General features: G+C 47.5%; 5 protein-coding genes. 1 reads left to right on the forward strand and 4 read right to left on the reverse strand.

Annotated features, from left to right (window positions below):
- Nucleotides 1–110 precede the first annotated feature (110 nt).
- Complete coding sequence (locus tag BDD43_RS04140) at nucleotides 111–8489, reverse strand: PKD domain-containing protein (protein WP_121196544.1); 8379 nt, start codon at nucleotides 8487–8489, stop codon at nucleotides 111–113.
- A 697-nt stretch (nucleotides 8490–9186) separates the two neighbouring features.
- Between BDD43_RS04140 and BDD43_RS04145 the strand changes: the two genes are divergently transcribed.
- Nucleotides 9187–9585, forward strand: a complete 399-nt coding sequence (locus tag BDD43_RS04145; protein WP_162846976.1) for a helix-turn-helix domain-containing protein — start codon at nucleotides 9187–9189, stop codon at nucleotides 9583–9585.
- 101 nt (nucleotides 9586–9686) lie between these two features.
- Here BDD43_RS04145 and BDD43_RS04150 read toward each other — a convergent pair whose 3' ends face one another.
- The 3 genes from BDD43_RS04150 to mobC form a co-directional block, all read right to left on the reverse strand.
- Nucleotides 9687–10517 (reverse strand): outer membrane beta-barrel protein, encoded by an 831-nt coding sequence (locus BDD43_RS04150; RefSeq protein WP_121196547.1) that lies wholly within the window; start codon nucleotides 10515–10517, stop codon nucleotides 9687–9689.
- 182 nt (nucleotides 10518–10699) lie between these two features.
- A complete protein-coding gene (locus BDD43_RS04155; protein ID WP_147425569.1) occupies nucleotides 10700–11176 on the reverse strand; it encodes a DUF6790 family protein in 477 nt (158 codons plus the stop codon).
- Nucleotides 11177–11270: 94 nt separating this feature from the next.
- Nucleotides 11271–13259 (reverse strand): conjugal transfer protein MobC, encoded by a 1989-nt coding sequence (mobC, locus tag BDD43_RS04160; protein ID WP_121196550.1) that lies wholly within the window; start codon nucleotides 13257–13259, stop codon nucleotides 11271–11273.
- Nucleotides 13260–13271: the final 12 nt, after the last annotated feature.

A 13271-nucleotide genomic window follows, 5' to 3' on the forward strand; every position in this document is an offset into this window, starting at 1 on the left:
TAACTAAAGATTAAATGCGTAGCGTTTTTGATCGGGCTATTCCGATAAAAAATACCTCCCGCCTACCCTTAGGTAGATAAACCTGTCTTTTGGTAGACGGGAGGATATTGTTAATGTACTATTACTATTTGCTGCGTATGCAGTGGCCGTCCATCGCCTTCCATGCGGATAATATAGTTACCCGGTGTCCAGTCGGCTGTGTTGAGTTTCCAGTTACCGTGTATTTCCTGCGGTATGCTGTAGTTCATTTTCCGGCCCATCACATCATAGACCGCTAGCAAACGTCTGTTACTGCCTTCGCTGCCGAAGTCGTAAGAAACGTTCACCTCGCCCGATGATGGGTTAGGATATACCATGAGCGCACTGCTGATGAGGCTATGGTTATCTAACGGAGCGATATTACTGCCATGAATACCAGTTGTCTTTTCAGCCGTCCAATGGCAGGCAGGCATCGGTATTTTTATATGCTCAAAGCACTTATCCCCGTTCGGCCTTGTTAGCGTCAGTTCTAAAGTAATGCTATCCGGCAGGGGACTTGTAACCAAAGTGGTGAACGTAAGTGTCGACGAGAAGCCAATACTACCCAGTGTGCCGGAGAACGGAGCGATAGGCCCAAAATCCGTTCCGAGCACATAGGTCGTCCCGGCTTCAGGACTGCTAAACGTGATCGCTATCTGGAAACTGGCCGGGTTGGTGGTATCACAAATGAGCGTACCGGCAAGGTCTTCCAACTGGCAATGATCGCAATGCACCGTAGATACATTCATATGATCAGAGACTTTAGGGCACAATCCGTTATTGAGCGCCCATTGATAATCTCCCGGCCCGGTAATGGTGTACGGCAACATATCGCCGGTGCCACCTAAAACCACAGCCCCACCGTTAATCCATCCCCATGAAGTAAACGGAACGCATGGCGGGCCGTATAGGGTAAGCGGTAATTGCTCGCTGCATAGATTATAGCAGCCCGCAGGGAAGTAGCCAAAGTAGTAATCAGATGCCTTTGGCACTACAACATCGCTATGATTAATGCAGCCATGCAGATCGGTAAACCATACCCGGTAGGGGCCGCCGTAATCCACGGTGTCTGTTTGTCCGTCTACACCATTGCTCCAATTGTAAGTACCCGATACCGGTTCCAATGCTACCAAGCGTAAAGAATACTGGTTACAATCGAGTACAAAAGGCCCGCTAATCGTCGGTGGTGCAGGCAGATCATAAATGCGCACAGAATCGATATCAGAAACATTGCTGCAGGTATCGCCGGTTAAAGAATCGGTAACCGTGATCACCAGTTTATAGCCATAGTGGCCCACAGGCAATCCCGGATCATTAACCTCTTGCGCCGTACTGATCAAAGCGCCATTCCTGTACCATCTGTAACCAACGCCTGTACCGGCATAACCATAAAGCTGTACCGTTTCGCCGATGCAATAATGCTGCACGCCATAAATAATGGCAGGTGGCACATTCAATACTTTTACATTTTCAGCAACAATAGGGACAAATCGGCATTCGTGGGCATCAGTCACGGTAACCCAATAGGCCCCTGAAGTAGACACACCAATGGTCGGGATGCTTGTTAATGCACCGGTTGACCAAACATAACTATAGGGTATTGTTCCAGTTCCAGTTGCACCGAAGTTAACAGCATAGGGAATACCGTCGGGGCAAACCACATCCCCAACAGCCATGATGCCTCCCATTAGATCATGATAAATATCCACTTGCTGCGTAGTATCATCCGTACATCCTATACTATCTGTTACGGTCAGCTTGACTCCAAAATGGAAAGGGTTTGAAATTCCCGGCCATGTGTAAGTCCGTTGTGGATTTTGTATTAGCACACCTGAAGTATCCCCGAAGTCCCAACTGTAGGACACAATTGCTCCGGTACTCAAAGAAGTAAACTGCACTGGTACTTTCTCACAGACCGGCGAAAGCGTATCCTTAAACGAGGCCACAGGCTGCCCCGGTATCCTTACGATGTGCGTCTTAGAACAGCTAAACGAACTGCCACCCGGAACAATGTAATTTACTACTTCCTTGATGGTGTCTGTAGACGGGCCGGGCAGGTTCACATTCAAATTAGCGCCTGAGCCGATGAAAGTGCTGCCAATGAACCAGTTAATAGTGCCGAGCGTAACGAACGGCAGGTACGCGGTGTGATCCATGAGCTTCAGCGTATCAAAGCCGGATACACCGCAACGGATAGTGTACTTGAAATCAGGAACGATCATCACCGTATCGGCAATGGTGCTGTCATGCGTCGAAGAGCAACTTGTATAGGTTCCGCTGAAATTAAACCAGTAAATTCCCGGCACATCGTACGTTGCCAGCTCCGATAATCCACCGGTGAACGGGAACAACGGCGGCGTGCCCGCTGTCCATGTACCTGCGCAACCCGCACCGGCAGTCACCGTAATGGTATTGCAGGAGTGGGATGAATGCACCGGCAAAGCGCAGGTAGCCACAAAGCCACCACAATCCGTCCCGGTATTCAGAAACAGGTTGTTTGATGTGGCGCTGCAACCGTTCGATGCGGTTACCGTAAACACATAGCCCCCGCTGGTTAAGGCATACAGGGTTGCCGGGCTGCCGCTGGTATAGCCGGAGGCACCTGCCGAGAAGCCCCATGAATAAACAAGCCCTGTTACATTACTCGTCACAGTTCCTTCCAGAATCAGGGTATCGCCTGAACATATGGTATAAGTACCGGTACTCAGGTAAGCCACTGGCCCCGGTTTGATCGTTTCTGTCAGTTGCGCAGTACCCGCAATCGGGCAAGGAGATAATGGGTCAGGCAGGATCGTGACTTTCACAATATACCCGATGTTGCCCGTGGTAGTATTTGCAGGGAACAGGTGCGTAATGGTATCGGAAAGCGTTGTCGCGGAACTGCCATCACCAAAGTCCCACAGGTACGAACTGCCACCCGCGGCCGCTGTAAACAATACAGGCGCACCGGGGCAGGCTATTGTAGTTGATGAAGCAATCGACGCGCCTAAAGAAGGCTGTACGGTAACGGTGAGCGTATCATTGACCGCTGTATCGCATTTATGCACTGTTACCACGATGTTTGCTGTAACCGGAACGGTCGTGTTGTTCCAAAGGATTTTCACGCTGTCCTTATAGTTACCGTTCACCACGCTGCCTGCCGTATTGGGGAAAATGGCCCAATCGTAACTTTCAGCTCTGGTATAGTTGCTGTTGTAATTCCGGTAGGAATTGGCGCAGGGCACCACATCACCCGTAACATTGGGTGTTATCATTTCCTGGTTAATATTGAGAACGTATTGCGACCCTTCGCAATAAGGCGTGGTCATGCTCACATGGCGCACTTTTAATTGCTTAACGCCGGGATCTGTCCAGATGACGGTAACGACACTGCTGCCCGATGCCGGGGTGACCACGCCGCCCACAGCTTCCCAGGAGTAAACCGTAGTGCCTACGTCATTCCACGCCTTGTAGGTATAAGTGCGGTTCAGGCATACGATGTGCTGTCCTGTAATGCTGTCTATAGCCTTTGGCAGCGGCAAAACATTAATGGTCAGTGTATCGGCGCAGAAATCGCCCGATGCACAAAGCAGGTAGATACCCGGAGTACCAAAGCTATGGCTAAAGGTTGTGCCACTTGCGGTAGTAAGGAGCGAACCGGTCGACGTTTTCAGCCGCCAGTCTGCACTATAGCCACCGGCAACGGAGTAAGTCTCTACCACCGCAGTGTCGGCACATACCAGCGTAAGGCCAGTAATGGCAGAAGCAGGCACAACGTTCACCGTATCGAACACATTGCCGCCGCAAAGTTTAATGCGGTTCTGATACCAGCCATGTATGATCTTGGTGCCTGGTGTAGAGAAATGCAGGGCTACCGTATGGTCGTTATGGCAGCCGGGAATTGCGCCCGGTTCGCCTACCACGCCCCAATTGTAGCTGGTAGCGGGCCACAGCGGCAAGCCGAATTCATAATCCTTGCCTACGCAAAGCGTATGCGGCCCTTTTAATTGAGCGCTTTGCAGGATCACAGGTACTTTAATGGTAGTGGGTGCCGAACAAAGCAGGCTGCAGCCCGGCGTAACTAAACTCACATAACCGAAACCCGCTGAATCGGGGTTATTCCATAAAATGGTTACATCGGCTGTACCTGCACCCGCAGTAATGGTGCCACCGGTAACCGACCACAGGTAGGTAGCGCAGGAAGCGTTGCTGTGATAATGCGCCGACTCACCCGCGCAGACTATGGCCGGGCATTGTATGTCCGGGCCTTGATTGCTGTCTATATGCAGCACATAATGAAAGGAATCGGTACAGTTACATTCATTCTTTACGGTCAGCGTCACGGTATAAGTGCCGCCTGCCGTATAGCTATGCTCCGCAGAGCCGGGCGCTGTTGAGCCGTGACCATCGCCAAAATTCCAGTGATACCCGGTAAGACTTGACGAAGCATCCCCGGTAGAAAGATCAATGAACTCAATATTATCACCGTTGCAATAATGATTGGTCGATGTATAAAATTCCGCATGGGGTTTGGCGATCACGCGGATACAGGCATAGGCTGAATCAATGCAATGGCTGAAAGTGTCGTGCAGGGTAATACTTCCTACGAGCCCCACTGTTTGCCATTTGACCAGCAAAGAATCGCCATAATCGGCCAACACAATTCCTCCGTTTACGTGCCACGTATACGATGATCCTACTACACCATTCGCATAATACATGATAACCGAACTGTCGCAAACAAGGATACAGGGGCCGCCTTCTGAAATAATATGCGCCAGCAGGTTCACGGAATCTACGAGGTTTTGACAGGCCACAACCGAATTGGCCGTAATGTATGGCTCCATATTCACCAATACATTGACTGTCGCAACCGCTGTGCCGCAAGGGGTCGTTACTTTATAGGAGATCGTTACGGAGCCGCTGGCTATCCCGCTGACAACACCCCCGGTACTGATGGAGGCAATCGCCGGGTTGCTGCTGCTCCATACCCCGCCCACTGTTGTTTCATGCAGCGTATCGGTAAAGCCGGAACATACGCCAAGTATACCGGTGATCGGTGCCACCACAGGCGGCCCGGAAACCGTTATTTTTTTTGTTACGATGGTTTTCCCGCAGTCGTTAGAAACGGTGTAGCTAACTGTAATTACCCCTTCTGATATGCCGCTTAAAACAGCCACTCCTGTACCTACTGTTATACTGACTGCTGCAATAGTGGGATCACTTGATGACCACTGTCCCCCGCCTGTCGAATCAAATAACACAAAAGAAGAATCCAGGCAAAGCACGGAAGGACAGATAATCGGCAATACCACTGGCAGCGGCTTAACGGTAACTACCGTTGTGGCCCGACAGCCTGTAGCTAACGTATAGGTGATTGTCGTCGTACCACCGATAATTCCTAATACTTTACCGGTATTGCTGCCAACGGTGGCTACCGCAGTTGTTGAACTGCTCCACGTGCCGCCTGATACGCCATCTGTTAATACTAAAGTCTGACCCACGCAAACAGAATCCGGTCCCGGAATGGGAAGCGGCAGGGGATTTACGTTTACTGTTCCGGTGATATAACAGCCGGTTGGCAAAGTATAACGTACAATCATTGTACCTGATGCTAACCCGGTAACAAATCCCGTAGCGGAATTGATGGTACCTGCCGGGCCTGTACTGCTCCATGTCCCGCCTGCCGTTGCGTCGTGCATGGTGAGGGAATCACCAGCGCAAAGGGAAACCGGTGCAGGGGTGACCGGAGCCGGAACAGGGCTAACAGTGATCAATTTTGTTGTAACACATGACCCTGTTGTCACATAACTGATCAGGGCTGTGCCGCCGCTAATACCAGTAACTACGCCTGAGCTACTGCCAACAGTAGCATTTCCGCTGACGGTTGCCCAGGTTCCCCCTGATGAGGTATCACTTAAAGTAATCGTAGCGCCCTGACATACGGTTGAAGGGCCGGTTATCGGTGCCGGTGTAAGGTTCACCGTAATCGCGTAAGTAGCCTTACAGCCTGTAGACAACGTATAAGTTATTGTCACCGGCCCGGCACCAATGCCATTGACAATGCCGGAAAGTGAGCCGACCGAAGCAATCGTGGTATTGCTGCTGCTCCATGTTCCTCCGCCCGGACCGCTGCTAAGTGTGATCGTGCTGCCCACACAAACATTTGTCGGCCCCGTGATCGGAGCCGGAAGCGGGTTAACCGTTACCGGATAGGTAACGAAGCACCCATTGGTTAGCTTGTAAGTTACGGTAACCGGCCCGGCAGATACGCCTAAAACGTCACCGGCGGTGATTGTTGCTATGCTGCCATCGCTGACCGACCAAATACCGGATGCTACGGAATCCAGCAATAGAATGTGATCATGCGGACATACCGTATGCGGGCCTGTAATGGCAGCGGGCACAGGCATTACCGTAACAACAAGTGTCCGGGTAAACGGCCCGCAAGCCGCAGATCCCACATATTTTATGGTGGCGGTGCCCGGCGCTACCCCAAAAACGGCACCTCCTGTACTAACAGTTGCAACAGCGGTATTCAGGGATGACCAAACACCACCGGTAAAAGGTGGAACTAAAGTGATCGTGCTACCCTTGCAAACACTCGTCGGCCCGGTTATCGGACCAGGGACGGGATCAACGGTGGCAACAATGGACACATAACATAATGTGCCCGGCATGTAATAGTTGATGGTGGCTGTGCCGACTGCAAGCGCCGTAACAAAGCCGCCATCAACTGACACTACAGTCTCAGGAAGGGAAGACCAGCCACCTCCGGCGGTGGTGTCATGCAACGTAACGGTATCGCCCAGGCAAAGATGCGCGGTGCCGATAATTGGCGATGGGTTTGGGTCGATGGTCACTATCTCTGTAATATAACAACTGGTTGTGCCGTAAGTAATGGTTGCCGTTCCCATAGCAACGCCAAGTATGCCGCCAGTAACGGGATTGACTATGCTCGCCACCGCCGGGTTACTGCTACTCCAGGTGCCGGTGCCGGTGTGGGGTTGATAATAGGGATAGCCAACACAGAACTTCGGTACGCCCGAAAAGGTGGGTACAGGCAACACAGTCACAATATAATAGGCAGTGCATCCGGTACTTGTGGTATACGTGATATTCGTGGTGCCTGCTACGAGTCCGCTAACTTTACCCGTAGTGAGCGTGATCGTTGCGTTGGCGGGTGTCCCGCTTAACCAGGTTCCTCCGGGCGTGGCATCGGCCAACGTGATCGTGCCGCCTATACATACCGTTGTAGGGCCGCTGATGTCTGTGGGAATAACGGTTACTACTACAGAAGCAGTACAGCCGCTTGGGGACATCGTATAGGTAATCGTATCCATTCCGGGAGTGCTGCTGGCACCAACATACCCGGAAGACGCAGCAACCGATGCAACCGTTGTATTACTGGACGACCAGGTGCCCGTACCGGAGCCGGTCAATAACGTAGTGGATAACGGGCACAGCGTAAGGTTACCGGTTATGGCAGGTACGATAGGGTCAATGGTGAAATAAAAAGTATCACGGCAACCGGAAGCTGAGGCTGGCGCACCGACTACAGCGTAAACGGAGGTAACAGCCGGGGACGCGATAGCAGGTGTCGGGGTCTGGCCTGTTGCCACAGGTGTACCCCATCCCGGCTTATACCAGGTATAGGTTGCAAAACCGGATGGGGCATGAAGCGTTCCGACGAAGCCGGGATAACAAGGATGCTGCACCGTAGAACAAATCGTCACAAAATCGATGTAGGCGTATCCGAAGTGACTGCTGGCTTCACAATCGTTGGTCGAAAAATCAATAGCGATTGTTTTTCCGGCCTGACCGGAAAGATCAATACTTGTCGTTGCCCAGCCTTTATAGCCGACCTGGCAGATAGGCAAGCCGGGAGGCCCGGCCACAGGTGATGTCAAGTAATCCGTAAGGTTGTAGTGGTAGACCGTATCGGCACAACCGATATGTGCGCCGGTAATGGAGTCACTAACCGACACCGTTAATTGTGGTGGCTTGCCTGACCCGGTATGCGCAATGTCACCCATATAAATATCCTGAAATACGAGCGCATAACGGTAATATAAATGATAGCTATTCATTCCTGCCGGGACATGAACGATATACCTCGCCCTTTCTGCTTCCGCTCCACTGCCGTCATTGCCGAGCATCAAAGAAAACTTATGGGTATTGCAGGAAGGAAATGTAGGTTCTGCGGTAAATCCCTGGTCAACTATGGAAAATCCTCCATAAGGATCAACCCCTGCTCCGGTAGTCAACGTATGCCTGCCTGGAATCGCAGGTGTTGCAGTCGGGGTTCCAACTACGCCGGGGCCATAACTGCCACCGATGCCGCCAACGAAAAATAACCAATTGGACAAACTCCCCGACTCAAAATCGATGTTTGTTTGCGCCTGTAACGCTACCTGCTGGAACAAAAACACCATAAACAAAAGGATGTTTTTTTGCCGGTACAGGTGTTTAAAAAAAGACTTGATCTTCATAAATACTTGCTTTACGTTTTAAAAAAGACTTAATGAAATGATGGATGTGATGATTCGAGGTACCGAAAAGAAGGTTTGCTATGAATAATGAGCATTTATTGAAGTAAAATATACCTTCATAGCTTTTAATAAATTGTTTAATGAATCATATTAATAAAATTGCAATCATTTTTGGAAAGGGCCCAGCTACGCACCGGTGAAGTACTGAATTTACTCCACCCTTTAATGAGCATTAAGCATAACTAATCAGTAAAAGCCCTACGAGTAGGCAATCTGCATCCGTTTTAGAAGCTGTAGGTTCTTCATGGAGGTCTCCGTTTTAGTTAATGGTTAAGAAATGGTTGGGTAAACGGTGACGAAAAATTATTTGTGGAATAAGCTATACATTGAATTAGTGGCTAAGCCCCTACATGTATATTATTATTTCAAACAGTAAATTAGATAATTATTCAACTGCAAGATAACGCAGTTATTGACATTTCCTAAATTTCGGAAAATGTATTTTACGCCTAAAATGGCGTAATTTACGCCGTATATTACCAAAAATATATGTCGCGCAATATTAGCAACAGAGACGAAAACCGCTAAAACAGTGGTAAATTGCACACAAATGAAATAATAGAAAATCGGAAAAACGTGGCGTAACTTACCGGTATATTACTAAAAATATATGTTGATCTCGAAAAATTCGCGAAATATGGTTCATTTAGGACATAATATTGCCAAACTTCGCGGCATTCGCCGCCTGCCACAAAAAGACATTGCCAAGAAATTGTCCATGACACAACAGGAATATTCTAAAGTGGAGAAAAGCGCCAGTGTGGATGAAGACAAATTGATCTTGATTGCCGAAGCATTGGACGTTTCCCTTGATGCCATTAAAAACTTCAATGACGAAGCTGCCATTAATATTTTCAATACAAACACGACATTAAACGATAATTCGGCTGCAAACATTGGAAATAAATCGGTCAATACTTTCAATCCGATTGAAAAATTGATGGAAATGGTAGACGAAAACAAGAAATTATACCAGCAACTTTTAAAGGAAAAAGATACAGTAATTCAAATGTACAAGCAGCAAAAGGGTTCATAAAGTTCAATAGTGCAACGTAAACAACATCAATTGCATTGCTGAGCGTTAGTGCCGCTTATGAATAATTATGAAACAATGCCAAGGAACACGTTTCCGGTACGTTAGCGGTAAAAATGGCTACCAGGTCTCTTTTTTATTTGAACCTCTTCTTTCCGCGCAAACCTGTAGCGACACTCAATCATCAATCCGCCCGATGCACTGTGATTGGCAGTACGCCCATCAGGATAGTATTTTTGTGAACGGCCATCAACATTAGTAAACATGGCGCTTTTGTTTTCCGCATCAGAAAAACTGTATTCAAGACGAAGGTTTGCGGCGAGTGAGAGCTTTTCCGATAGATTGAATCCGGCACCAAGCCCTAATACTCCATCTATAAGCACTTTGTTATAAAAGTTCGCTGGTTGATTGCTCATTCCCATAAGCGGAGTTTCCTTGTCATTTACAGAAAGGCTCACGCCATTTACAAGAGTAACCTGTGGCCCGGCAAAAGAATTGAAATAGACCTTCTTTGTTGCATCACCTGTATAGCGGAATAGGATGGGTATTTTGGTGCAACTTATTTTCACCTCGGCAGTGTAGTTACCGGACATGGCAATATTATTTGCCTCAGCCAATGCATTAATCTGGTTAAGAAAAATCCGGGAATCATTTGTGGGTTTGACTATGCCTGTGTACATCTGCCCTTGTGTAGCATGTATCACATTTATCATTAGTCCCAAATGACTGCTGGAAGTATAGCCGCATCCTATACCAAGCGGGATGCCTATCTTTTGTTTAAAATTAAGCTCCGGGCCGGCGGCCTGATCTTCCTGGTTGATTAGCGTGGTTGTTTGAAGTCCAGAGTTGACCGATATATCAAATCCTTTCTGAGCTAAGGAATGAAAGCTACCCATTACGGCACACAAAGTGAGGACATTAATTGTCTTATTCATTTTGATAAGGTTTGGAGGTTAGGTAAAATGGTTACAATAACAGAATTGCAAATCCTGTGCCAGATTTAACCATAAATAATGAGAAAACCTGCTTCCTGATGAAAGAGGCGGCATTTAGATGCCACCAGAAGTGATTTAATATTAGTGGCGGCTGCCGTTACGCCCCGGCTGCCGCTAATCAACTAAAGGGTAAAAATAAGGTAACATATCATGAGCAGGAAGATAAACAAATCGGAGATCATGGCTAAAATCTCATTACGGCTGTCTGGACGCTTGAAGATGTGCATGATCCCTGCCAGCCCAAAATAAAGGCCGCCCGCAATAGCGGCAGGTGTCGCCCATTGTGCATTAAACAGGGATAGAATTCCAATAAGCCCGATACTGATATTTGCAAAACCTAATTCCCGTATTACCACAAAACTTTCCGAACTTCTAAAGTGAAATATTTCGCGAGCCGTAAACTCAGGTTGAATCGTCTGTTTCAATCCTGCAGTAAACAGCCTGACCCCTACAGACCAGAAAAGAAACCATTTGCCGATAAGCCCCCAAGACAGCGAAAGTGCTCCATTATGACATTGATAAGTAATGCAGCTAACGGGCAGCACCAGCATGAACAGGGATACGCTGATCAGGTAAAGGGAAAGGTTCTTTTTAGCCATTGTGTTTTAATTAGCAGGTTGAGCTTAGCGCCATGAACTAAGTGTAACGATGTTCTTCAAAAAACTGAAAGACGATCGAAATGCTTTTCAACCGCTAAATTACTTTTTTAAGAATAAAATTCGCCAGATCGGGACTATCCATCATCCGTTCTATTTCGGTATCTATTAGTTGCACAATGTCCCTTTTAATTTCAAGATAATTTTGCTCAATCAAGCTAACGCTTATATCCCGGATTTTGGGAATGGGCAAGTATTGATCTTCTTCCTGTTTAATCGCGTCATGATCGTTAATGATTTCAGCATGAAAGGTTTTCAGCTCGATTTTTTGCATCGGGTCATCGGCCACCATTCCGACAAACTCACCGGACGAAAGGCCGCTGATCTTGGAAGGAGGGATTGCGCTTTCTAACTGTGTGGACTTGCTGATGGAAGTATCCATGCTATTAATCGACACACTTTCACGTTCCTGCATGATCTTGCCAAATCTTTCCGATAACTGCTTTGCGGTATCACCAACAACTTGTCCACTGATAATATTGCCAACGATATTCATAATCACCTCTGCCTGTTCGCGGCCATAATCTTTTTTCAGTTGGGAATAATCCTGCATCCCCAAGCAGGTAGCAACTTTATTGGAACGGGCAGTTGCGATCAGGCTGTCAATGCCATTAAAATAGATGGTCGGAAATTCATCAAATACGAGACTGCTTTTTATTTTGTTTTTTTGATTGACGAGTTTAATCATTCGTGAAATATACAAACTGAGAACAGCTCCATACGTTTGCTGTTTCTGAGGATTATTACCCATGCAAATGATCTTAGGCTCTTCCGGGTTATTCAGATCAAGCGTAAAATCATTGCCCGATAATACAAAATAAAGCTGCGGGGAAGCCAGGCGTGCCATGCTGATCTTTGCACTGGCTATCTGCCCTTCCAACTGATCCGTTGCCCTGTTCTTGTAAGCCGACACGAAAGGGTTAATCAGAACTTCTATTTCAGGTTCGGTTCTTAAAACCGAAAACAGGTCATGGTATTCCACCTGCATTAATTCAATGACATGCGGTAACGTGCAATAAACGCCTTTGCGGTATTTCTTCAGGAACCATATTATTGCGGTTACGAAATTGATAGGCGATTCCACAAAGAAGTCGCCTTGTTTTTTAATCCATTCCCTGTTCAACCCGAGCATGATCGTCCGGGAAGATTCCGCCGCGTCTGTTATATCGTCCATCCTTCCGGGTTCTAAAGGGTTACACCGGTGGGTCTGGCTGAGATCGTCAAAATTGATAACGCAGAACTTCGGCTTGACCTGGTAAGCGGATAAATTTTGTTGTAAGGTGTTATAGACAATACGGGTCAGGTCATCATACTTAAAATCATAAACGAACATGGTAAAACCCTTTTTGATGTGCTGTGTAATCACATGCCTGATTACGAAATAGGATTTGCCCGCACCCGGTGTACCTACCACTAAAAAGGCACGGAATGGGTTAATGATATTTATCCAGCTTTTGCAAATCTTCCCTCTCAGGTTGTATCTGGCAGGCAGGTTAACAGAATATTCATTTTCAAGCAACCGTTCTTCCTGCGGGAAAGATTCATTGAGTTTATTGAAAATATCGCCTTTAAATTTGAGTTGCAGGATACGGGACAATAAAGCCCCGCCTCTTAATACCATCACGTACCCTAAAGTTGTAACGGTGATATACAATACAGTAATCACTACATGGCTGGCATTAATGGATAACAGGAAATAACTGAGGACATATAAAAGAAGTCCAAAGCCGCTCGTTCTAAAAGCCACACTCCATTTCAGGGTATCATCTTTCTTCCCCCTCGAACCAATTAATGAAATAAGCAGCAATATCAGCGCTGCCAGCTTTGACGTATAATTATGATTGAATAAACCCGTGTAATTCAGGTTCAATAAAAATTTATCGGAAACGGGATGAGATAGGCCCCATTGCTTAAAGGCTCCGTAACAATAAACATAGTAATGCAGCACCAGCAATATAATGCTCATTTGCCTGGTCATGTCTATGATCTTCCGTAATCCCTCCGTATTCTCGCCGGTGTTATTCATTGTCGTTCTGTT

Origin of the sequence: Mucilaginibacter gracilis (assembly GCF_003633615.1) — a bacterium.
GTDB classification, from domain to species: Bacteria; Bacteroidota; Bacteroidia; order Sphingobacteriales; family Sphingobacteriaceae; genus Mucilaginibacter; species Mucilaginibacter gracilis.

Coding starts and splice junctions, on each gene's coding strand:
- BDD43_RS04140 (WP_121196544.1), bottom strand. CDS start 8,489: ATGAAGATCAAGTCTTTTTTTAAACACCTGTACCGGCAAAAAAACATC.
- BDD43_RS04145 (WP_162846976.1), top strand. CDS start 9,187: ATGGTTCATTTAGGACATAATATTGCCAAACTTCGCGGCATTCGCCGC.
- BDD43_RS04150 (WP_121196547.1), bottom strand. CDS start 10,517: ATGAATAAGACAATTAATGTCCTCACTTTGTGTGCCGTAATGGGTAGC.
- BDD43_RS04155 (WP_147425569.1), bottom strand. CDS start 11,176: ATGGCTAAAAAGAACCTTTCCCTTTACCTGATCAGCGTATCCCTGTTC.
- mobC (WP_121196550.1), bottom strand. CDS start 13,259: ATGAATAACACCGGCGAGAATACGGAGGGATTACGGAAGATCATAGAC.